18 protein-coding genes, 1 tRNA gene and 1 pseudogene are annotated in these 22797 nt (G+C 70.0%); 12 read left to right on the top strand and 8 right to left on the bottom strand.

Features of this window, described 5'->3' with window-relative positions; translation table 11 throughout:
* Nucleotides 1-130 precede the first annotated feature (130 nt).
* On the top strand, nt 131-1879 hold the full coding sequence (locus ACFY1S_RS25765; protein ID WP_387122942.1) for a CTP synthase: 1749 nt from the start codon (nt 131-133) through the stop codon (nt 1877-1879).
* On the top strand, nt 1876-2481 hold the full coding sequence (locus tag ACFY1S_RS25760; protein WP_387122940.1) for an NUDIX domain-containing protein: 606 nt from the start codon (nt 1876-1878) through the stop codon (nt 2479-2481). Before ACFY1S_RS25765 ends, ACFY1S_RS25760 begins: the two co-directional genes overlap by 4 nt.
* 85 nt (nt 2482-2566) lie before the next feature.
* On the opposite strand, the gene ACFY1S_RS25755 is transcribed toward ACFY1S_RS25760, so the two are convergent.
* The gene (locus tag ACFY1S_RS25755; protein ID WP_364376006.1) at nt 2567-2824 is read right to left on the bottom strand and encodes a TM2 domain-containing protein; all 258 of its coding nucleotides are present in this window, start codon (nt 2822-2824) and stop codon (nt 2567-2569) included.
* A gap of 294 nt (nt 2825-3118) precedes the next feature.
* On the opposite strand from ACFY1S_RS25755, the gene ald reads away from it, so the two are divergent.
* From ald to ACFY1S_RS25710, 9 genes are all read left to right on the top strand, one after another.
* Nucleotides 3119-4234 carry an alanine dehydrogenase gene (gene ald, locus ACFY1S_RS25750; RefSeq protein WP_387122937.1) on the top strand — a complete coding sequence of 372 codons (1116 nt, stop codon included), beginning with the start codon at nt 3119-3121 and terminating at the stop codon, nt 4232-4234.
* Between the two features lie 20 nt (nt 4235-4254).
* On the top strand, nt 4255-5238 hold the full coding sequence (locus tag ACFY1S_RS25745) for a site-specific tyrosine recombinase XerD (protein ID WP_387122979.1): 984 nt from the start codon (nt 4255-4257) through the stop codon (nt 5236-5238).
* Nucleotides 5239-5421: 183 nt separating this feature from the next.
* Nucleotides 5422-6345, top strand: a complete 924-nt coding sequence (locus ACFY1S_RS25740; protein WP_088990243.1) for a ParA family protein — start codon at nt 5422-5424, stop codon at nt 6343-6345.
* A 41-nt stretch (nt 6346-6386) separates the two neighbouring features.
* The gene (locus ACFY1S_RS25735; protein WP_387122935.1) at nt 6387-7358 is read left to right on the top strand and encodes a segregation and condensation protein A; all 972 of its coding nucleotides are present in this window, start codon (nt 6387-6389) and stop codon (nt 7356-7358) included.
* Nucleotides 7351-8175: an SMC-Scp complex subunit ScpB gene (gene scpB, locus ACFY1S_RS25730; protein ID WP_387122933.1), complete on the top strand. Its 825-nt coding sequence runs from the start codon at nt 7351-7353 to the stop codon at nt 8173-8175. Before ACFY1S_RS25735 ends, scpB begins: the two co-directional genes overlap by 8 nt.
* On the top strand, nt 8162-8932 hold the full coding sequence (locus tag ACFY1S_RS25725; protein WP_387122930.1) for a pseudouridine synthase: 771 nt from the start codon (nt 8162-8164) through the stop codon (nt 8930-8932). Before scpB ends, ACFY1S_RS25725 begins: the two co-directional genes overlap by 14 nt.
* Nucleotides 8933-9127: 195 nt before the next feature.
* Nucleotides 9128-9808, top strand: a complete 681-nt coding sequence (cmk, locus tag ACFY1S_RS25720) for a (d)CMP kinase (RefSeq protein ID WP_387122927.1) — start codon at nt 9128-9130, stop codon at nt 9806-9808.
* A complete protein-coding gene (gene der / locus ACFY1S_RS25715; RefSeq protein ID WP_387122924.1) occupies nt 9805-11211 on the top strand; it encodes a ribosome biogenesis GTPase Der in 1407 nt (468 codons plus the stop codon). Before cmk ends, der begins: the two co-directional genes overlap by 4 nt.
* A gap of 188 nt (nt 11212-11399) precedes the next feature.
* Nucleotides 11400-11473: transfer RNA gene (locus tag ACFY1S_RS25710), tRNA-Pro, on the top strand.
* A 380-nt stretch (nt 11474-11853) separates the two neighbouring features.
* Here ACFY1S_RS25710 and ACFY1S_RS25705 read toward each other — a convergent pair.
* The 5 genes from ACFY1S_RS25705 to ACFY1S_RS25685 all read right to left on the bottom strand — a co-directional run bounded on the left by ACFY1S_RS25705 (nt 11854) and on the right by ACFY1S_RS25685 (nt 20021).
* Nucleotides 11854-12693, bottom strand: a complete 840-nt coding sequence (locus tag ACFY1S_RS25705) for an alpha/beta fold hydrolase (protein ID WP_387122922.1) — start codon at nt 12691-12693, stop codon at nt 11854-11856.
* A 360-nt stretch (nt 12694-13053) separates the two neighbouring features.
* A complete protein-coding gene (locus tag ACFY1S_RS25700; RefSeq protein WP_387122919.1) occupies nt 13054-14355 on the bottom strand; it encodes an MFS transporter in 1302 nt (433 codons plus the stop codon).
* A gap of 1030 nt (nt 14356-15385) precedes the next feature.
* On the bottom strand, nt 15386-16540 hold the full coding sequence (locus ACFY1S_RS25695; protein ID WP_387122916.1) for a lipase family protein: 1155 nt from the start codon (nt 16538-16540) through the stop codon (nt 15386-15388).
* A gap of 1196 nt (nt 16541-17736) precedes the next feature.
* On the bottom strand, nt 17737-18669 hold the full coding sequence (locus ACFY1S_RS25690) for an alpha/beta hydrolase (protein WP_387122913.1): 933 nt from the start codon (nt 18667-18669) through the stop codon (nt 17737-17739).
* Nucleotides 18666-20021 (bottom strand): flavin-containing monooxygenase, encoded by a 1356-nt coding sequence (locus tag ACFY1S_RS25685; protein WP_387122910.1) that lies wholly within the window; start codon nt 20019-20021, stop codon nt 18666-18668. The genes ACFY1S_RS25690 and ACFY1S_RS25685 overlap by 4 nt, the downstream gene beginning before the upstream one ends.
* Before the next feature lie 66 nt (nt 20022-20087).
* Between ACFY1S_RS25685 and ACFY1S_RS25680 the strand changes: the two genes are divergently transcribed.
* Nucleotides 20088-20891: an alpha/beta hydrolase gene (locus ACFY1S_RS25680; protein WP_387122907.1), complete on the top strand. Its 804-nt coding sequence runs from the start codon at nt 20088-20090 to the stop codon at nt 20889-20891.
* On the opposite strand, the gene ACFY1S_RS25675 is transcribed toward ACFY1S_RS25680, so the two are convergent.
* Nucleotides 20857-21549, bottom strand: coding sequence for a TetR/AcrR family transcriptional regulator (locus ACFY1S_RS25675; RefSeq protein ID WP_364375964.1), 693 nt, complete (start codon nt 21547-21549; stop codon nt 20857-20859). The genes ACFY1S_RS25680 and ACFY1S_RS25675 overlap by 35 nt on opposite strands.
* 710 nt (nt 21550-22259) lie before the next feature.
* A pseudogene (locus ACFY1S_RS25670) lies at nt 22260-22639 on the bottom strand (tyrosine-type recombinase/integrase); the annotation flags it as partial.
* Nucleotides 22640-22797: the final 158 nt, after the last annotated feature.

Below are 22797 nucleotides of genomic sequence, written 5' to 3'. Positions count from 1 at the left end.
CGCAGCCGGGGTGCGGCCTGCGGGTACCGGCCCGGGAGGTGTTACCGTCGAATCCCGTGGATCGCGTGATCAGTGAGCTGATCAAGCACGGCGGTCTGCATGACCGCGACAGACGACACGGGAGCAGGCCTTGGCCCCATCAGCACGGACGACCAGGCACATTTTCGTCACCGGGGGCGTCGCCTCCTCGCTGGGTAAGGGCCTCACCGCCTCCAGCCTCGGCAACCTGCTGACCGCGCGCGGGCTGCGCGTGGTGATGCAGAAGCTCGACCCCTACCTGAACGTCGACCCGGGGACGATGAACCCGTTCCAGCACGGCGAGGTGTTCGTCACCGAGGACGGCGCCGAGACCGACCTCGACGTCGGGCACTACGAGCGTTTCCTGGACCGGGCGTTGTCCGGCAAGGCGAACGTCACCACCGGCCAGATCTACTCCGACGTGATCGCCAAGGAGCGGCGCGGCGAGTACCTGGGCGACACCGTCCAGGTCATCCCGCACATCACCAACGAGATCAAGTCGCGGATCCTGTCGATGGCCGACCCGGACGACGACGGCCAGCAGCCCGACGTGGTGATCACCGAGGTCGGCGGCACGGTGGGCGACATCGAGTCGTTGCCGTTCCTGGAGGCGATCCGCCAGGTCCGGCACGACCTGGGCCGCGACAACTGCTTCTACCTGCACGTGTCGCTGGTGCCGTACCTGGCGCCGTCGGGTGAGCTGAAGACCAAGCCGACGCAGCACTCGGTGGCGCAGCTGCGCAACATCGGTATCCAGCCGGACGCCATCGTGCTGCGCTGCGACCGGGAGATCCCGGTGAAGCTCAAGGAGAAGCTGTCGCTCTACTGCGACGTCGACGCAGAGGCGGTCGTCGCGGCTCCGGACGCGCCGAGCATCTACGACATCCCGAAGGTCCTGCACCGCGAGGGTCTGGACGCGTACGTGGTGCGCCGGCTCGGGCTCTCCTTCCGGGACGTGGACTGGACCAGCTGGGACGACCTGCTGGAGCGGGTGCACCGGCCCCGGCACACGGTCACCGTGGCGGTGGTCGGCAAGTACGTCGACCTGCCTGACGCGTACCTGTCGGTGAGCGAGGCGATCCGCGCGGCGGGCTTCGGTCACCGGGCGCGGGTGCAGCTGCGCTGGGTGCCCAGCGACGAGTGCGTCACCCCGGCCGGCGCGGCGGCGGCCCTGGCCGGCGTGGACGGCATCCTGATCCCCGGCGGCTTCGGCGTACGCGGCATCGAGGGCAAGATCGGCACCGCCCGGTACGCCCGCGAGAACGGCATCCCGCTGCTCGGCCTCTGCCTCGGCCTGCAGTGCATGACCATCGACGTGGCCCGGCACCTGGCCGACCTGGACGGCGCGAACTCCCTCGAGTTCGACGAGCAGGCCGCCCACCCGGTCATCGCCACGATGGCCGACCAGGAGGACATCGTCGCCGGCAGGGGCGACCTGGGCGGCACGATGCGGCTCGGGGCGTACCCGGCGACGTTGACCGAGGGCTCGATCGTTGCCGAGGCGTACGGCAGCACCGAGATCAGCGAGCGGCACCGGCACCGGTACGAGGTGAACAACGCCTACCGGGACGCGCTGACCAAGGCGGGTCTGCACATCTCCGGCACCTCGCCGGACGGCCGGCTCGTCGAGTTCATCGAGTTGGACCGGAGCCTGCACCCGTTCTTCGTGGCCACCCAGGCGCACCCGGAGCTCAAGAGCCGCCCGACCCGCCCGCACCCGCTGTTCGCCTCGTTCGTGAAGGCCGCCGTGGCGTACTCGCAGGCCGACCAGCTCCCTGTCGACCTGGACGCGGCCGAGGCCCCGACGGCGCGCAGGGCTGCCCGCAACGGCGCCGCGTCGACTGCCGCGTCCGCCTCGTGAGCAACCTCGAGCACCGCTACGAGGTCCGTTCCCGCGAGGAGCGGTACCGGGGGCGGATCTTCGACGTGGTCACCGAGGAGGTGACCATGCCGGGCGGCGGCACCGGCGTGCGTGACCTCGTCCGGCACGTCGGGGCGGTGGCCGTGGTGGCGCTCGACGACGCCGGCCAGGTGGTGCTGATCCGGCAGTACCGGCATCCCGTGGGGCGGCACCTGTGGGAGCTGCCGGCCGGGCTGATGGACGTCTCCGGCGAGGAACTGCCGGCCGCGGCGCTGCGGGAGCTGGCCGAGGAGGCGGACCTCACCGCCGGGCGGGTCGACGTGCTCGTCGACCTGCACAGCTCGCCCGGTTTCACCGACGAGGTCGTCCGGGTGTTCCTGGCCCGGGACCTCGCCGACGTGCCCCTGGACGAGCGGCACGAGCGCCACGACGAGGAGGCCGACCTCCAGGTCGTGCGGATCGATCTGGACGAGGCGGTGGCCATGGTCCTGGCCGGCGAGGTCACCAACGCGTCAGCGGTGGCCGGGCTGCTGGCCGCGGCCCGCGCCCGGGACACCGGCTTCACGACGCTGCGCCGGGCGGACGCGCCGCTGCCGCGCTGAGCGCCGCCGCCGGTCCAGCCGGGGAGGTACGCGAGAAGGGGCCCCGCGGTCAGCCGCGGGGCCCCTGTCGTGTCGACGTGGCAGGTCAGTCCCGCAGCGGGCGGCCCTGCGCGTCGGTGCCGCCGTTGACCAGGATCAGGATGCCGTCGATGAGGCCCCAGAAACCGCCGACGCCGCAGGTCACCAGGCTCACGACGAGCTGAAGAACGGCGATCTTGGTGTGTCCGGTGTAGAACCGACCGGCCCCGAAGGTGCCGAGCAGGATGCCGAGGATGCCCGCGACGACCTTGCTCTTGTCGGAGTAACCCGGGGCGTACCCGGGCTGGTAAGGAGGAGTGGTCATGGGCGGTCACATTAGTGATCCACTCGCCTGCTGTCCGCACCGCCACCCAGCAGATGGGACGATAATGGCCGAAGATTGTCCTGACGGATGAGGCGACGTTCCACCGCCGTACCGCGCCGGCTGCCCTGACACATCGTCAGGACACCCGGTCACCGGATGCCACTGTGCTGGCCCGCGGCGGCGTCGGACGCGCCTAGACTGCCGCCGGCGGGACCGGTGGACCGTGGTGGCAATGGGGCCATCGCGGCACCGAGCAGTCGGGGGAGAGCAGCCCCGAAGAGAGGTGTCTGCATCGTGAAGGTCGGAATCCCACGCGAGGTCAAGAACCACGAGTACCGCGTGGCGATCACGCCAGCGGGTGTCAACGAGTTCACCCGCAGCGGCCACCAGGTCTTCGTCGAGTCCGGCGCCGGGGTCGGCTCCAGCATCACCGACGAGGAGTTCGCCGCCGCCGGCGCGAAGATCCTCGCCACCGCCGACGAGGTGTGGGAGACCGCCGAGCTGGTGCTCAAGGTCAAGGAGCCGATCGCCGAGGAGTACCACCGGATGCGCGAGGGGCAGGTGCTCTTCACCTACCTGCACCTGGCCGCTTCGAAGGAGTGCACCGACGCGCTCATCGACCGCAAGGTCACCGGCATCGCGTACGAGACCGTCGAGCTGCCCGACCGGTCGCTGCCGCTGCTCGCCCCGATGTCCGAGGTCGCCGGCCGGCTCGCCCCGCAGGTGGGCGCCTTCTACATGATGCGTACCGGCGGTGGGCGCGGTGTGCTGCCCGGCGGCGTCTCCGGCGTGTACGCGGCCAAGACCGTCGTCATCGGCGCGGGCGTCTCCGGCATGAACGCCGCCGCCATCGCGCTCGGTCTGCAGTCCGAGGTGCTGCTGCTGGACAAGAACGTCGCCCGGCTGCGCCAGGCCGACGCCATCTACCGGGGCCACCTGCAAACCGTCGCGTCCAACGCGTACGAGGTCGAGCGGGCGGTGCTCGACGCCGACCTGGTCATCGGCGCGGTGCTGGTGCCCGGCGCGAAGGCCCCGACGCTGATCTCCAACGAGCTGGTCTCCCGGATGAAGCCGGGCAGCGTGCTCGTCGACATTGCCATCGACCAGGGCGGCTGCTTCGAGGACTCGCGTCCCACCACGCACGCCGACCCGGTCTACAAGGTGCACGAGTCGATCTTCTACTGCGTCGCGAACATGCCCGGCGCGGTGCCCAACACCAGCACGTATGCGCTGACGAACGTCACCCTGCCGTACGCCCTGGAACTGGCCAACCAGGGCTGGCGCGAGGCGCTGCGCAGCGACCCGGCCCTCGCGCTGGGCCTGAACACCCACGCCGGCCGGGTCACCTACGGCCCGGTCGCCGAGGCGCACGGCATGGACGTGCTCCCGCTGGCCGACGCGCTGAACTGAGCGGTGGCGGGCTGACCGGCATCACGGCCAGCGCCGGCGCGGACGAGCGGTCCGCGCCGGCGCTGCGTCGCGCCGTGCGCGCGTACCTCGACCACCTCACCGTCGAACGCGGCCTGTCCGCGAACACCCTGGCGTCGTACCGCCGGGACCTGGACCGCTACCTCGCGACCCTCGCCGACGCCGGCGTCGCCGACCTCGCGTCGGTCGGCGCCGGCGTCGTCGAATCGCACCTGGCCCGGCTGCGCGCCGGCGACGACGAGCACCCGCCCCTGGCGGTCTCCTCCGCCGCCCGCGCCGCCAGCGCGGTACGCGGCCTGCACCGCTTCGCGCTGCGCGAGGGCCTGACCGGCGTCGACCCGAGCCGCGACGTGCGTCCACCCACCCCACCGCGTCGGCTGCCCCGCGCCCTGCCTGTCGACGACGTGGTCCGGCTGCTGGAGGCCGCCGGCGCGGTCACCGCGACAGGCGACGACGCGCCGCTCACGCTGCGCGACAGGGCGCTGCTGGAGTTCCTGTACGGCACCGGCGCGCGCATCTCCGAGGCGGTGGGCGCCGCGGTCGACGACCTGGACGTCGACGAGGGCACCGCGCTGCTGCGCGGCAAGGGCGGCCGGGTGCGGCTGGTGCCGATCGGCGGGTACGCCGTCGAGGCGGTGCGCGCCTACCTGGTGCGGGCCCGCCCCGGGCTGGCCGCGGCGGGCCGGGGCACCCCCGCGGTGTTCCTCAACGCCCGGGGCGGCGCGCTGTCGCGCCAGGGCGCCTGGATGATCCTGCGCCGGGCCGCCGCCCACGCCGGACTGCCGGTCGACGGACCCGCTGCGGTGTCCCCGCACACCCTGCGCCACTCGTACGCCACCCACCTGCTCGACGGCGGCGCCGACGTACGGGTGGTCCAGGAACTGCTCGGCCACGCCTCGGTCACCACCACCCAGGTCTACACGCTCGTCACCGTCGAACGGCTGCGCGAGGTGTACGCCACGGCCCACCCGCGCGCCCGGGGCTGAGGCCACCGGTCGCGGTCGGTCCCGACACGCCGGGCCGGTGCCGAACCCCCTGCTGGTCGGTGGCGTACAGTCGGCATCGGCGCGGACCTCCTGGGGCGACACGACCGGGGTGCGCAGCGGCGCCGCGAAGGACGTCGGACGGCTCCGACGCCGGGTGGGTCGTCGGGAGGGGGCAACGAGGACATGGCTGGCAACGGTGACCGTGCCGAGACCTGGACGTCGGAGCTCCGCGAGCAGCAGGCCACGCTCGGTGCGGACCTCGGTCCGGCGGATCCGGCTGCCTACACGATGCGCAAGCCCATCCCCGAGCCGATGCCTACCGATCGGCACGGCCCGGCGCGCATCATCGCGATGGCCAACCAGAAGGGTGGCGTCGGCAAGACGACCACCACCATCAACCTGGGCGCCGCCCTGGCCGAGTACGGCCGCAAGGTGCTGCTCGTCGACTTCGACCCGCAGGGCGCGCTGTCGGTGGGCCTGGGGGTCAACCCGCACAACCTCGACCTGTCCGTCTACAACCTGCTCATGCAGGACGACGTGACCGCCGAGGACGTCCTCATCAAGACCGACGTGGCGGGCCTGCACCTGCTGCCTGCCAACATCGACCTCTCCGCCGCCGAGATCCAGCTCGTCAACGAGGTCGCCCGCGAGATGGCCCTGGCCCGGGTCCTGCGCTCGGTTCGCAAGGAGTACGACTACATCCTGATCGACTGCCAGCCGTCCCTCGGTCTGCTGGCGATCAACGCGCTGACCGTCGCGCACGGCGTGCTCATCCCGCTCGAGTGCGAGTTCTTCAGCCTGCGTGGTGTGGCGCTTCTGCTGGACACCATCGACAAGGTGCGTGAGCGGCTCAACTTCGACCTGGAACTCGAAGGCATCCTCGCCACCATGTACGACAGCCGCACCACCCACTGCCGCCAGGTGTTGCAGCGGGTGGTGGAGGCGTTCGGCGACAAGGTCTACCAGACGGTCATCACCAAGACTGTGAAGTTCCCCGAGTCCACCGTGGCCGGCGCCCCCATCACGACGATGGACCCGGCGTCCTCCGGGGCACGCAACTACCGTCAGCTGGCCCGCGAGGTGATCGCCGCCCAGTCGGAGCGGTAGCCGGAACGCCCGGTGTCCGTCGCGTGCACTACGGTCGTGCGGTGACCGCGCCACCCCTCGACCCGCCCGAGACCGCTGCTCCGGCCGTGGTCGACGGTGTGTCGCCCGCCGGGTTCACGGTGCGGCTGGCCAACTTCACCGGCCCGTTCGACCTGCTGCTGCAACTGATCGGCAAGCACAAGCTCGACGTGACCGAGGTGGCCCTGCACACGGTCACCGACGAGTTCATCGCGTACATCCGGGCCATGGGCGACGACTGGGACCTCGACGAGGCCAGCGAGTTCCTGCTGATCGCCGCGACCCTGCTCGACCTGAAGGCCGCCCGGCTGCTGCCCGCCGCCGACGTGGAGGACGAGGAGGACCTCGCCCTGCTGGAGGCACGGGACCTGCTCTTCGCCCGCCTGTTGCAGTACAAGGCGTACAAGGAGGCGGCCGCGCACATCGCCGAGCTGGAGGCGGTCGGCGGTCGCCGCTATCCACGGGCGGTCAGCCTGGAACCCCGGTACGCCGAAGCCCTGCCCGACCTGGTGCTCGGCATCGGCCCACAGCGGCTGTTGAAGCTGGCCGTGAAGGCGATGACCCCGAAGCCGGTGCCGGAGGTCTCCATCGCCCACGTGCACATGGTCCGGGTCAGTGTCCGGGAGCACGCGGCGATCCTCGCCAACCGCCTGCGCCGCGCCGGCACGGCCACGTTCTCGCTGCTCTGCGCCGACTGCGAGGCCACCCTGGAGGTGGTGGCCCGGTTCCTCGCGCTGCTGGAGCTGTACCGGGAGGGTCTGGTGGCCTTCGTGCAGGAGCAGGCACTGGAGGAGCTGACGGTGCGCTGGACCGGCCCCGCCGACGGCGACACCGAACTGCACGTCGACGAGTACGCCGGTACCCCTGCCGACCCGGAGCCCGCCGGAGCGCCACAACCGGAGTCGACGACGTCGGAGTCGGCCGGGTCGGAGTCGGCCGACGTGGCCGGGGGGCCGGACGGGACGGGAACGACGGAGGATGAGCGGGATGAGTGACGAGGAACGCCGGGACTCGCTTGCCGACCAGGCTGCCGCCTGGGTCCCCCCGTGGGAACGCCCCCGCCAGCCCGACCCCGCCACTCCCGTCCCGTCCGCCGCCGCCCCGGCCGAGGCCGCCGAGACCGTCTCGGCCGACGAAGAGGCCGCCGAGACCCGAGGGGCAGACGCGACCGGCGAGGCGGGGGAGGCGGGGCGCGCCGGCGTACCTCCTCGGGCGGTTGGAGGACGGCGGCGGGTGACGGCCGCGCCGGAGCCCGCGCCGGAGCTGTCCGACGGTGAGCTGCGCGGCGCGCTGGAGGCAATCCTGCTGGTGGTCGACGAGCCGGTCAGCGAGCTGGTCCTGGCCCAGGTGCTGGAGCAGCCGGCCGAGCGGATCGGGCCGGTGCTCGACGAGATCGCCGCCGGCTACACGGCCGCCGGGCACGGGTTCGAGCTGCGCCGGGCGGCCGGCGGTTGGCGGCTGTACACCCGGCCGGAATACGCTACGTACGTCGAGCGGTTCGTGTTGGACGGGCAGTCCGTCCGGCTGACCCAGGCGGCGTTGGAAACCCTCGCCGTCGTCGCGTACAAGCAGCCGGTGACGCGGTCGCGCATCTCGGCCATCCGTGGTGTCAACTGCGACGGGGTCATCCGTACGCTTGTGACCCGCGGCCTGGTCGAGGAGTGCGGCACCGAAACGGACAGCGGGGCGTTCCTGTACCGGACGACCACGCTGTTCCTGGAGAAGCTCGGGCTGAACACCGTCGACGAACTACCACCGCTCGCCCCTTTCCTGCCCGACGACGTAGAAGAGCTTGCCGATGCGACCCGATAACCGTTCCCCGAAACCCGACGCCCCCGTCTACGAGGGTGCCGAGCGCCTGCAGAAGGTGCTCGCCGCCGCCGGCGTGGGCTCCCGGCGTGCCTGCGAGGACCTGATCTTCCGGCGCCGGGTCACCGTGGACGGGCGGGTCGCCAAGCTCGGCGACAAGGTCGACCCGGCCACCGCGGTGATCCACGTGGACGGCGAGCGCCTCCAGGTCGACGTCCGCCTGGTCTACGTGGCGATGAACAAGCCGCGCGGGGTGGTCACCACCATGGCGGACGAAAAGGGACGCAACGAGCTGTCCGACTTCATCGGTGCCCGGCTGGAGCAGCGGGTCTACCACGTCGGGCGGCTCGACGCGGACAGCGAGGGCCTGCTGCTGCTCACCAACGACGGCACTCTCGCGCACAAGCTCATGCACCCCTCGTACCAGGTGCTGAAGACCTACCTGGCCGAGGTGGTCGGGCCGATCCCGCGCAACCTGAGCAAGCGGCTGCTGGCCGGTGTCGAGCTGGAGGACGGGCCGGTCACTGTCGACTCGTTCAGGGTGGTGGACACCCTGGGTAAAAGCGCCCAGGTGGAGCTGAGCCTGCACGAGGGGCGCAAGCACATCGTCCGGCGGTTGATGGAGGAGGTCGGTCACCCGGTCACCCGGCTGGTGCGTACCTCGATCGGTCCCATCCGGCTCGGTGACCTGCGCACGGGGCGGATCCGACGCTTGACCAACGCGGAGGTCGCGGCCCTGTTCAACGCGGTGGGTGACTGACCCCGGAGTTCGGGGTACGGCAGCCGGTAGGCTCCACCGATGGCCGGAACGCGGCCGCCCGGGTGGCGTGGGTCGCCTCCGGCGGCGTCGCGCGCGGGTTCGTTAGCGCACCCGGGCATGATTGATGACGATTGACAACCGCTTGCGGCGCCAGATCACCGGGCGATCCGTGAGGTACGGGCTGAGGAGGACACGGTGGAGGAAAACGTACGGGCCGGGCGATGTGTGGTCGCTGTGGACGGGCCGTCCGGTTCGGGTAAGTCCACCGTGTCGCGGCGGCTCGCCGCGAGCATCGGTGCGCGCTACCTGGACACCGGGGCGATGTACCGGGCGATCACGTGGGCTGTGCTGCGCTCCGGCGTGGATCTCGCCGACGCCGCGTCGGTGGCGAAGGTCGCCGGCGAGGTCAACCTGCGCATCGGCACCCACCCGCAGGGGTACGCCGTGACCATCGACGGGGTGGGCGTGGACGCCGACATCAGGGGCCCGGAGGTGACCGGGGCGGTCTCCGCCGTCGCCGCCGTGCCGGCGGTCCGCGAGCTGCTGGTCGCCCGCCAACGCGAAATGATCGTCGACGCTGGTCGGATGGTGGTCGAGGGTCGCGACATCGGCTCGGTCGTGGCGCCGGACGCCGACCTGAAGGTCTTCCTGACCGCGTCCGAGGCCGCCCGCGCGGCCCGGCGCAGCGCCGAGGACGCCGCCGACGTGGCGGCCACGGCCGCCGACCTGGCCCGCCGGGACCTGCTCGACTCGACCCGCAAGGTGAACCCGCTCGCCCAGGCGCCGGACGCCGTCGTGCTGGACACCACCGAGCTGGGCATCGACGAGGTCGTCGCGCGACTGCGTGACCTGCTCGCCGAGCGGGGTGTGGCATGAGTAGTGATGGTGGCGGTTGGGTCGAGTTGCGGGAGCCCGACGTCGCCGTCGAGGAACCGACCGGCCCGCAGCCGGTGGTGGCCGTGGTCGGCCGCCCCAACGTGGGTAAGTCCACTCTGGTCAACCGGATCATCGGCCGCCGGCAGGCGGTCGTCGAGGACGTGCCCGGGGTGACCCGGGACCGGGTCCCGTACGACGCGCAGTGGAACGGCAGGTCGTTCACGGTGGTGGACACCGGCGGCTGGGAGCCGGACGCGAAGGATCGCGCGGCGGCCATTGCGGCGCAGGCCGAGACGGCCGTCGTCACCGCCGACGTGGTGCTCTTCGTGGTCGACGCCATGGTCGGCTCCACCGACGTGGACGAGGCCGCGGTGAAGATGCTGCGGCGCAGCGCCAAGCCGGTGATCCTGGTGGCGAACAAGGCCGACAACACCTCCATCGAGATGGAGGCCACGTCGCTGTGGTCGCTCGGCCTCGGCGAGCCGTTCCCGGTGTCCGCCCTGCACGGGCGTGGCTCCGGCGACCTGTTGGACGCCATCCTCGCGGCGCTGCCGGAGGCCCCGGCGATCGTCGAAAACCGGCCGCGCGGGCCCCGCCGGGTCGCGCTCGTCGGCCGGCCCAACGTCGGCAAGTCCAGCCTGCTCAACCGGTTCTCCGGCGAGGAGCGGGCGGTCGTCGACTCGGTAGCCGGCACCACAGTGGACCCGGTCGACAGCCTGGTCGAGATCGGCGGCCAGACCTGGCAGCTGGTCGACACGGCAGGCCTGCGCAAGCGGGTCGGCAAGGCCAGCGGCACCGAGTACTACGCCAGCCTGCGCACCGCAGGCGCCATCGAGGCCGCCGAGGTGGCAGTGGTGCTTCTCGACGCCAGCGAGCCGATCAGCGAGCAGGACCAGCGGATCCTGACGATGGTGACCGAGGCAGGCCGGGCTCTGGTCATCGCGTTCAACAAGTGGGACCTGGTCGACGCGGACCGCCGCTACTACCTCGACAAGGAGATCGACCGGGAGCTGCGCCGCATCCCCTGGGCGATCCGGCTCAACCTGTCGGCGATGACCGGCCGCGCGGTGGACAAGCTCGCCCCGGCCCTCAACAAGGCCCTGGCCAGCTGGGAAACCCGGGTGCCCACCGCGCAGCTCAACCAGTGGCTGACCGCCCTGGTGCAGGCCACACCGCACCCGGTGCGCGGTGGGCGCGCACCGCGCATCCTGTTCGCCACCCAGGCGGGCGTTGCGCCGCCGCGGTTCGTGCTCTTCACCACCGGCCCACTCGACGCCGGATACCAGCGGTTCGTCGAGCGCAAGCTCCGCGAGGAGTTCGGGTACGAGGGCAGCCCCATCGAGATCTCCGTCCGCCCGCGCAAGAAGCTCGGCCCCGGCGGCCGAGGCAAGGCGCACGGCTGACCTGTCACGCCTGATAAGCCGGGTGGGCCGCGATCGGCCCACCCGGCTTCTCTTTACCCCACCCTCCTAGGAGCTCTAGGGGGTGTGCGGTGGTTCCCGCCGCACACAACCCGGGTGGGGCCTGTGCGGACTGGGGAGAACAGCTGCGCTAAGCTGTACCGGCTGTCGCAGGGGAAACCCTGCGAGGGCGGGACGTGGCGCAGCTTGGTAGCGCACTTGACTGGGGGTCAAGGGGTCGTCGGTTCGAATCCGGCCGTCCCGACGCAGGTCAGAGGGCTGATCCGGACATCGGGTCGGCCCTTTCGCCGTTCTGGTGACCAAGATCAGTCAAGTTGAAGCTGGCTAGCGCTGCTTGACCGCTGGTCAGTTTCAGATGGCTACTCGGGTCACCTGCCGGAATGTTCGCTCTCGATATCAAGCGGCCCGCAAAGCGACCGCGCCGGCCCGGCCCCGGCCTGCTGGCGACCTCCGGCCGGCATTGGCCGGGCCGGCCGGCCAGGCTTGGAGACGACCAGGACTCGAAGACCTCGGAGCTCCGCCCCGAACCCCGACCCTCCTCATAGATCCGCAAGCGAGGCCAGGTCCGCAAGATGACCCGGACGGCGAGGGAGTGGTGAGAGATACCGAGAGGCGTTTCCGCTGCTAGAGCGCGAGCATCGCCGCCGCGACCTTCTCGGCGGCCGCATCGGGGATCGCCGTCGAGGCCCGTTCGAGCACGAGCAGCCGCGCACCGGGGATCTCGCGCGCGAGCGCTTCGCCGTTGCCGACAGGGAAGAACGGGTCGCGGTGACCATGCACCACCAGCGACGGGATCGCGAGCTCGGACAGGCGCTCGCGCCAGCGCGGCTTGCAGTCGAGCTTGGCGAACACCATGCCCAGGTGGTTGGCCATTTGCACTGCGGGCTCCGTGCCCGGCGTGCGGTCCCATCTGCGCTCGGCGGTCGCGCGCGCGGCGACGGGGTCGTCACCGAGGATCTCCGCGCCTGCGGCGGCATACTCGGCCACCGCGGCGCGGTCGGACCAATCGGGCATCGAACGCGAGAACAGCCGGGTCATCGTCGCCGCGTCGTGGTCAGGCAGGTCGTCGTCGACCGGGCCTGGAGCGACGGGCCTCGTTCCGGCGAGTGTGAGCGCCGAGAACGCGTCCGGGTGGTCGAGCGCGGCGACCTGGGCGACCATCCCGCCAACGCCGATGCCCGCCAGGTGCGCAGGCTGGTCGTCGAGTTCGCGGGCGAGTGCCGCGGCATCGGCTGCAAGATCGCGCAGTGTATACGCCGGAGCATCGGGATCGACGGTGGTCGACGTGCCGGAATCGCGCAGGTCGTACCGCACAACGTGGCGCCCGCCGCGCGCGAGCGCCTCGCAGAGTGCGTCGGGCCAGGAGAGCATGGTCGTGCCGCCCGCGAGCAGAACGAGCGGCGCCGCCGTGTCGCCGAAGTGTTCGACCCCGAGCGTGACGCCGTCCGCCTCGACCGTCGTCATCACGCCTCCGTCATCGCGATGACGCCGCCGGACGTGCGGAACGAGTGGACCGTCGGATACATCATGAACCTCCAGGGCAGCGTAGTGGACCGGTGACGCGGGGACGGCGGCACAAGCTACACGTGCCCCGCCGGTGGTATGCGTCGCGTTGAACGTACGCGACTGGGTTGGCTTTCGCAGATGGACAACTGGCCGGGCGGAAGGCTGCGTCCGCGGAAGTGGTGTACGACTCGCCGTGATGGGGCGTGTTGCGTAGAGAGGTGAGTGACTGGAGTACTACCGCGTGCTGCGCTCGCCGAGCGTGTCAGCGCCTGGGGACCAGGTGGACCACACGGTGTGCGCGCTGGTGACCGACGTGCGTCAACCGCACGGTCGGGCGACCGGTTCGGCGGCGGTGGCGGCAGGGCCGTCATCCAGCCCACCGTCGGGTGACGGGTCCTGCGCTGCGTTGGCAGCGCGGGCGGGAGCCAGCACCTGGAGCCGGCGGACGTCCCGGCTGGTCAGCATGCCGAGTACGGCGAGCACCACCAATGTCGCCAGGATCAGCAGCGTGTCGCGGGTGCCGATCGCTGCGGCGACTGGTCCGACCGCGATCTGACCGAGTGGGATGGCGACCCATGACCCCAACATGTCGTAGGAGTAGACGCGGGCAAGTCGGTCGACCGGGATGTGCTGCGCGATCGACGTGTCCCAGGCCACCGCGAACTGTTCGACGGCGATGCCGACCGCCACTCCGGCCGACAACAGCACGACGATGGTGGGCGCCAGGGCCAGCCCCAACAGCAGGAACGACTCGGCGAACATGCAGACGACCCCGAGCAGCAGCAGCCGGCGCACCCGGATTCGCAGGGCGATCAACCCGCCGACGACCATTCCGGCTGTCTCCGCCCCCAACACCACGCCCCAACCGCCACGGCCGATCGTTTCGTCCGCGACAGCCGGACCGAGCACGTTCACGCCGCCGGCTAGGGCCGCGTTGAGGATCATGAAGCCGAGCACCACCACCCAGACCCAGGTCCGCGTGGTGAACTCGGTCCAGCCCTCTCGGAGGTCGGCGACGACGCTGGTGCGGGTGCTCTTCGCTGTCGGGGCAGTGACCCGGACTCCCGTGAACGCGACAGCCGCGATGGCGAAGGTGAGCGCGTCGACCACGAGGCCCCACCCGGGCCCGACAGCGGCCACTAGGAGGCCGCCGAGCGCGGCACCGCCGATCATGCCCGTGTTGACGCCGAGTCGGATGAGCGCGTTGGCCTGCTGGATCAGCTCCGGGGGCACGGTCTGCGGCGTCGCGGCGGCCGAGGCTGGCTGAGACAGGGCGCTCACGATGCCGTTGGCCGCACCGAGCGCCAGCAGCAGCGGGATCGTCGCCGTGCCGGTGAGCACCAGGGCGGCCACCGCCGCCTGGGTCAGCGCACCCAGCACATTGGAGCCGACCAGCACCAGCCGGCGCGGAATCCGGTCGGCCACCACCCCGCCGAAGAGCACGAACAGCACGGTCATCAGCGATCTCGCGCCGACCACCAGGCCCAGGTCGCGTACCGAGCCGGTCAGATCGAGCACGGCGAACGCCAGGGCGATGGGAGCGACACCGTTGCCCAGCATGTTGACCAGCCGGCCAGCAGCCAGGTATCGGAACGCGCCATACCGCAGCGGAGCCAGCATCAGTCCTCCATCGGAAACAGGACAACGATGAACGTGGAGCAGTTCTCGTACGTCGTCACCTCGCCGCTGAAACCTGCTCCCATGCCGGCAGCCTGCCCGTACCATCAAAGGAAGCGCGAGCGATTCTGCTCAGGGCATGGCCAGCTTTTTTCCGAAGTGAGGGTCCGGCTGGCCTTAGCCAGCTTGCCCGTTGCGTGCCCGTTGGGAGGGCGCCGGGGGTCAGCTTCTGGACGGGCGAGCCAGCATGGCGACGCAGGCCAAGCCAGACCATCGCCGAGCAGCTTCCGCTAGTGTCCACACTTCCTAAACCGTGTGCTGCGGTCATCGGGCGTGTCGGCGACTCAGGGACCAAGTGGGGACCACGCGGCCTGCGCGATTGTGCGCGGCACGACCTCGACTGCACGGCCTGATCTTGGGGATAGCGTGTGTGACGTGCGTGGACGTGTGGCGACGCGTCCTGGGGGTCGAGGGGTCGTCGGTTCGAATCCGGCCGTCCCGACGCAGGTCAGAGGCCATTCGGAATCTTCCGGGTGGCCATTTCTGATCTTGTACAGCAGCGAAGTACAGCAACGGCTCATTGATCGAGGCTTTCGCCGAGTCTCCGCAGGGCTTCCCGGGTCGTCTTGGACGAGACCTGGCTGTAGATCTCCATCGTGATCGAGAAGTCCGCCAGTTCACCTGATTGCATGCGAGCTTCCGGGCACGGACGGGGCGTATTGGATGGGCCGGAACCGACCTGACCTGGGCGGCAGGTCTCGACAAGTATCAACCCGTACCAACCCAAGACTTGTCTGCGGAACAGACGGTTAGGGTTCGAATCCATTCGGGCGTGCATGTTCCCAGTGGTCCAGATTGGACAATGCTCATGCTTCGGACGCCGAACCGGCTCCCTTTTGGCCCAGGATCTCGCCTGCGGAGGCGTCACGAGCTCTGGGTCGTTCGTTCGGTCGGCCGAGGGTCCCGGGCGTCGGTCGAGACCCGGGACCCTCGGACCGTTTGATACCGCTGAGGAATCGCTGCGCCCTTGGGGTCAGGGCTGCTGCGAGGCGGTCGCGCAGTTGGAGACCTCGGGCGTGCCGTTCAGGCGGTCGCTAAGCCAGGTGACCGCGGTGCCTTGGTCGGCGAGCAGGGAGTGGACGTGGTTCAGCATCGGGCTGGGGCCATTGATGCCGGAGATCGGGGCGTAGACGACGTTGCCGCCGCGCTGGCACCAGTCGAGGGCCAGTTGGCGGGCCTGCGCGTGCTGGACGAGGTTGTCGTGCACGCCGGTGGCGACACGCACGATCCCGGTCGGCTTCTGCGTTCCGATCCGCTGCTGCTCGATGAAGGCCCGGAACTTGGGTTCGGCCGCGAGGAACGCCGCGACGGACTGCCCGTTCTTCGTCCAGGTCTTGGTGCGCTGGTAGGAGTAGGTGAACATCGCGTCCCAGATACACCTGGTGGAGAGGTCCTTGAGGACCGCCTTGCCGATGAAGTTGAGATGGTTGCCCAGCAGGGGCTGCAAGGACGGGTCGGACTGCACGAAGCCGTTCAGCGCCCAGCCGATGGCACCGACCAGTTCGGTGCCGTCGATATCCGCCGTGACCGCGGCGAGGTCGGCCGGTGCCGCGCCCACATAGCTCGCTCGGACGGGGACGTCCGGCGCGTAGGTCGGCTGGAGCTCGAGTGCCGCGCCGACCGCCCCGCCGCCCTGGCTGAACCCGTACAGGCCAGTCGGTGAATCGACGGTGACGGACGTACCGGGCAGGGATCGTACGGCCCGCGCGGCGTCGAGCACCGCGTGGCCCTCGTCGATCCGGTTGACGTAGGTGTGTACTCGATCCGTGGTTCCCAGGCCGATGTAGTCGGTGACGGCGACCGCGATGCCCTTACTCAGCAGTTGGTACATCGAGAGATTCTCGACCCCGATCGAGAGGGTGCTGTCACCAAAGGCGACCACGTTCTCCAGTCCCAGGGAGGCGGAACACTGATTGCCCTGACCCATCGTTCCCGGCGCGACGACGACCAACGGACGCGGTCCGCTACCCGACCACCTCGCCGATGGCTCGATGTACGCACCGGTCACGGCGGCGGGCTGGCTGTTCGAGTCGGTGGTCTTGTACATGATCCGGGTCGCCCGTCCCGGAAGGGGTCTGCCGTCCAGGCCCGGCAGCGACAGCGACAGCGACAGCGGTTCGCTGCGCACCAGAGCCCCGTTCTCGGCGGGCAACTGGGCGGGCGGGGAGTAGAACGCGGGAATCGTGATGCCCCGGGACACGGTGCTGGCACTGGCTGTGGCTCCGGGGAGTGCCGCCAGACCGAGTCCGACGACGACGGCGAGTGCCGCGGCGCGGGTGAGAGCGCGTGCGGACATGCGGTGACCTCCGTTGATGAGGGTGGTGGACATGACCGCAGGGTGGTTCGACGTCCGAGGCGTCGAACCCTGCGGGTGAGTCGTGAGACGGCGGGCAGACACGCGCTTCCTCGGCATGGCTCATTGCAACTGCACGCCAACGTTTCCGGCATGTGACCATTGGTCATATGACCAGTGGTCACATTAGCCCTCCGCGGCAGGGGCGACAAGAGCTTCGATCACCTTTGTTCGATGCGTGTCAAGGACTTCGGACTGTGATTCGGGTTGCTGGTCTGGTTGCTGGCCGCCCGTTGAGAGTGTCGGTAAGGACTTTGGCCGGGCCGCGGTAGCCCAGCCGGGAGTGCAGGGTTGCCGTTTGTAGAGCACTTCGATGTACTCGGCCACGACCAACCGTGGCCGTTACCGCCAATGACACGATCGGGTAGGTCGCCTTCTGCGCCTCAATCGCCGCCAGCACACGGCTGCGGGTGCGTCCGGGTGAAAGGCCGCGGCTTTAGCCGGCGGACCTCGTCTTCCGGCCCTTGCGCGGGGGCACGCTCCACAGGCGACGGTGCAGACTCGTGGTCCGGGTTCTCCCGCCGCCACGCGTCGACCCCGCTGCCGAGGGTTCCGTCATGGATACCAAGATGACGGGCGCCATCCGCGCGGGACGCCCGGCGCCCGGACGAGGGACGCCGTCAGTGGTGCTCGGCCACGGGAGGCAGTGCTTGGGAACGCGAGCTGGCCCGCCCCGACGCCGGTGAAGTGGAGGTCGCGCCCGCGTGGGCGATCGCGGCGCGCCAGGCCTCGTGCTTTCGGGCGATGCTCAGTAGCTGGCGGGGCTGCCCTGCGCTGCCTCCTCGATCGCTCCATGCTCGGCGACCACTTGTGGAAGCGGCGTTCGACGAGCTGGTAGTGGCGGCGAGCCCAGTAGTGCTGAGGACGTAGCCGTCACGTGCGCGCCCGTTCGGCTAAGCCCGATGGCCACCGCACGGCCGATCCATGACCCGGCTCCGGGCCCAAGACGGCGACCGTGCCGTCGAAGGCACTCATTGCCGCACGGGTACGCGGCTGTTGAGGAACGCGATCTGGTCGGCGACCACGCCCTCGAAGTGAGGGTCGACGTAAGGATCGAAGTGGCCGCACGGATAGGTCTTGAACACGGAATCCGGGATGCGCCGGGCGACCCAGCGTGACGCCTTCGTGGGGGTCAGTTCGTCTCGCTCCCCGGCCTGAACCAGGGTCGGGGCGGTGATGCGGTGTGCGCGCAGACCCGGCGAGTTGAACGGCATGTGCAGCAGGATGCGGGCGGCGACGCGGTTATGCGGTAGGAAGCTGTCGACGTCCATGCCCTCGGCCAGGCGTCGCAGGATCCCGATGCCGTCGTCGTCGAGCATGACGGCGAGGGTGCCGGTGTCTCCGATTGACGGTACGTAGTACGGCGAGCGGCCGGTGAGCTGCCGTGTCAGGTCCTTGACGGCTGCGACGCCGAGGCGGGTGACGTGGCGGGCTCCCATCGCGATCGTGGCGTGCGGTCCGGAGACGTGGGGGACCTGGGCGATGACGGCGGCGAGGTCCTGGTCGTGGGCCGCGGTGTGCAGGACGTGACCGCCGCTCAGCGAGGAGCCCCATGCGACGACCCGTCCCGTGTCGACTCCGGGCAGCGTGCGCGCGTAGGCGATGGCCGCCTGCCAGTCTTGCCTCTGGCGGGACAGGCTCAGCAGCTCGCGGGGCTGGCCGGTGCTGTCGCCGAAGTGCCGGTAGTCGAAGACGAGGACGGCGTACCCGGCGTCGGCGAAGCGCTGGGCGTAGGCGTCGAGCCGCAGTGTCCGGATCGCGCCGAAGCCGTGCGCCATCACGATGACGGGTGGCCGTTCGACGGTCTCGGGCCGGTAGAGCCAGGCGGCGCAAGAGTCTCGGCCTACAGGGAAAGTGACATCCGATCGTCGAGCGTCGGCAGGCGCGCCGGGCTCCGGGTTCATCGGATCTCACCGACCAGCGGGAGCCCGTCCCCGGCGCCTCCGCGGGCTCGTCCTGCGCCCCGGGCTCGCTCAACTCGCAGGCTGCGCATGTAGTCGTCGAAGTCGACCTGAATGGTGTGTCGCTTGCTGCGGACGTAGCGTTTCGCGAGTGAGGCGCGGTAGCGGTTGATCTCGGTCTCCATTGCGGCGCCGCCCGGGAGGGCGTAGAGGCCTTGCAGGTGGTCGGCGATGATCTCAGACTGGCGTTCGGCGATCGGCATGATGGCGCCGAGGGGCTGGATCAGTCCGACGAAGTACAGGTGTGGCGTGGTAGTGGAGAACATCCTCTTGTAGAGGCGGATGTCGTTGCTGTCACCGGGGTCCAGGAACGCCGGATCGAAGAACGGGAAGCTCAGCTTGTACCCGGTGCAGTAAACGACCAGGTCCGCTTCGACCCGGCTGCCGTCGGTGAACACGACAGTGTCGCGGTCGAACCGCTCGATGTTGGGCTTCGGGGTGATCGCGCCGTGGGCCAGGCGGTCCAGGATCCGGCTCGACATCGTGGGGTGGGCCTGGGCGAACTTGTGGTCGGGCGCCGGCAGCCCGTACCGGTTCATGGGGCCGGTCGTCACCTTGAAGAGCAGCCGCGCCAGCGGCCAGCGGACCGCGCCGGGGATCCACTCCTTGCCGGCGATCTGGTCGTAAGGCCGGCCGAAGACGTACTTGGGGATGATGTGCACTCCACTGCGGGCCGCCAGGTAGGTCGCTCGTGCGTGGTAGCTGGCGTCGACGGCGATGTCCATGGCGCTGTTGCCCATCCCGAGGACGACGACCCGTTTGCCCGCGAGTTGGGTCTCGCTGGAGTAGCTGTGCGAGTGAATCTGTTCGATGCTCGTCGTGTCGGAGCCGGGAAGGGCCGGTTCGGGCCAGCGCGGGTTCCAGTGGTGTCCGTTCGCTACGCAGACGGCGTCGTAGCGGCGACGCTCACCTGTGGTCAGGGTGACGTCGAAGCCGCCGCCGGCCAACGGCTCGACGTGGCTCACCCCCGTGCCGAAGACGATTCGGTCACGGAAGCCGAAGTGGTCGACGTAGGCGTCGAAGTAGGCCGCGACCTGGTCGTGGCGTGCGAAGTCGGGCAGATGGTCGGGCATCGGGAAGTCGCTGAACTGCATGCGTTCCCTGGAGGTGTTGATGTGCAACGACCGGTACGCGGCAGAGACACCGTTCTTGTTGCCCCACACCCAGTTCCCGCCGACGCGGTCGGAGAGCTCGTAGCAGTCGAAGGCGATGCCGCGCTCGTGCAGTACCTTCGCGGTGGCAATCCCTGAGGAACCGGCGCCGATGATGCACGTACGGACCGGAACGGACGACATCGTCGAGCCTCCACACGATTGTGACCGGTGGTCATATGACCGGTGGTCACTGTAAAGTCTGGCCCTGTGGCGCGCAACGCTCCCCCAACACCGTCCCCTGGCCGGCGGCCTACCCTGGAGGTGATCCGACGGGCCCCGGTCGACGCCGGGAATCGCCCGCCGTTGCTGTTCGTGCACGGCCTCGGCCACGGCGCCTGGTGCTGGGAGCACTGGCTCGACGCCGCCGCGGATGCCGGTTACCCCGCCGCCGCCGTGTCACTGCGGGGCCACGCCGGAAGCGGCGGATCGCTGCGACGGGCGACGCTTGGCTCCTACGTCGACGACGTGGTCCGGGTCGCGGCGACGTTCCCGCGCCAGGTGGTCCTGATCGGTCATTCGATGGGAGGGCTGGTGGTCCAGCGGGCGCTCGCCCGTTACGCGGCCCGGGCAGCCGTGCTGGTCGCGCCGGTCCCGGCTCAGCCAGCCGTCGGGTCCCTCATCTGCATCGCGCGGCGCCATCCCGTCGACGCGCTTCGCCTGATGCTGGGGGCAAGCCTGCCCCTTCGCCCCGACTACCTCTTCACCGGCCTTCCCGCGGCCGACGCGACGCGCCTCGCAGCGCGGTGCGGCCGGGAATCGTCGCTGGCCCAGTACCAGATGCTGTTCCATCGACCATCGCCGCCCCCGCGCGGCAAGCCGCCCGTGCTGGTCCTCGCCACCCCGAACGACCACCTCGTCCCCCTTGGCGGCATCCGGGCAACGGCCCGCCGCTACCAGGCCGAAGTGAAGGAGTTCCCCGGCATGGGCCACGACCTGATGCTCGACGCGGGCTGGGAGCGGCCCGCGGAGGCGATGCTCACCTGGCTTCAGCGAGCGCCGGCCCCGTACTGATCGGACGCGTCTGGCCGGAGGCCCCGTAGGCCGCCTCCAAGGGGGCGAGCAACCGCTCGATGGAGGCCTGCCGTTCGGCGAGGTCTGACGAGGCGAGACCAAGGACGGGATCCAGCCCCGGGTGATGAGGGGCGAGGGCAAGATGTGGCAGCAGCAGGAGCAGCCACGCCTGGATCGCGTCCAGGTCGGCGTCGGCCCGCAGCTCGCCCCGCTCACGGCCCAACTCCAACAACGGCGTGAGGACCTCGACATAGTGCCGGTTTGCGACTGCCCGGACTGCGGCCCGGGCGGTGCCCTCCGGTTCGAGGTTGACCGCGGCGGTGAAGGCGAGATCGAGAGGGTGGTCATCGAAGTAGGCAACCCAGACCCGGGTCAGTTCACGGACGGCCGCGAAGAAACCCTTGTCCCACGGCAGGTGCGGGATCTGCTCCTCCATCGCAGCCCGGATTCGCTGGCTCGCCAGCTCCGAGAGGTAGGCGTAGAGGTCGACTTTGTCGTGGAAGTACTGAAAAAGGCTGCCCTTCGACACGCCCGCGTTGCGGGCGACGACGTTCAGGCTGCCCGCGGAGAACCCGTGCTCGGCGAACTCCGCCTCGGCCGCCGCGAGCACTGCAGCGCGACGAGACTCGGGCAGCCGTTCCCACGTCGCCGTCGGCATCCTCGAGTCCTTCCTACGCGCCGGTCACGTCCCTCAAGAGCGTCCCATCCGAGCACGAGCCACCCGTGGGACCCATGCTGAACGCGACGGACGAGAGCCCTGAACGTTGCCGCTACGTCCAAGACTATCTAGCGCTCCGCTGGGGAGCACCACTGGAGCACACCTCATCGGTGCGGTCATCTGCCTGACCGGCGCGCGGCCACCCTCTACAGCCGGCAGGACGGGTTCACCGCGCCGGCGGGTTCGCCCGCCGAGTCGCCCAACGAGTTGGCCCGCGGCAACCAGGCATTCTGGGAGGCCGCGCAGCGCCCCACTCCCACGAACAGCAAAGGGCTGCTCCACACGCCTCTACGGCGCCGCCGCCTACCTCGCCGTCGACGTTCTGCTGATGGGGGAGCGGGACGCGGTGGACTGGCGACGCTCCTGTAGCCCCCGTTTACCCCCCGAAAACCCCCGCGTATGGTTGACAACCAGTGACAATTGGCGGCCATCGCCTGACCGCGTCTGTCCAGTTCAACGCCTACTTCTGATAGTCAACGACAAGGCAAGATGGCTACGCACGGTAACAAGGGGTCGTCGGTTCGAATCCGGCCGTCCCGATAGACTAAAGCCCGGACCAGCGGAAACGCTCGTCAGGGCTTTAAGTTTATCTATGGGGTTTGAACCACCCCCCGAAAACCCCCCATTTACCGGGTCGGGAACCAGGTTCGTCATCCCTGCGCATCGTTGGGCAACACGGCCGTGAGGCGTCGCCTTTCGGTGCCGAGGCGTTCGAGGATGTCCGAGACGTCCGGGGCTTGGGCGGGCTTGGCGATGTAGTACGTGGCGGTGACTTCCTCGCTGGAGTGTCCCAGCTGTGCTGCGGCGCTTTTCGTGTCGGTCTCTTCCTTGATGAGGGTGGCGACGGTCTTGCGGAAGGTGTGGGGGGTGACCGAGGCGAGGTCGGTGTCGGCGCGAGCCTCACGCCACTGGCGGCGGACGTTGTTGGCCGACAGTCAGGTGCCCGTCGGGAGGCGAAGATCGCGTCGTGGGGGTTGTCGGCGGCGACGAGCTTGCGAGCCAGCAGCATGCCGACGGCGAACCGGGGCATGACGCCACAGGAGACGATCCCATCGCGCTCAACCCACCCACGGGCGAAGGAGGACTTGCCGGACGGCGGGGGTCCACGAGCAGGATGAGCCCGTTCGGCACGCCGTCACCGCTCTGGACAACAGCGTCAGTCGTGATCGACATCTACCTACCGCCGAC

The organism is Micromonospora sp. NPDC000663 (genome assembly GCF_042898105.1).
Classification (GTDB): Bacteria; Actinomycetota; Actinomycetes; order Mycobacteriales; family Micromonosporaceae; genus Micromonospora.
This window is presented reverse-complemented; position numbering and strand designations above follow the sequence as displayed.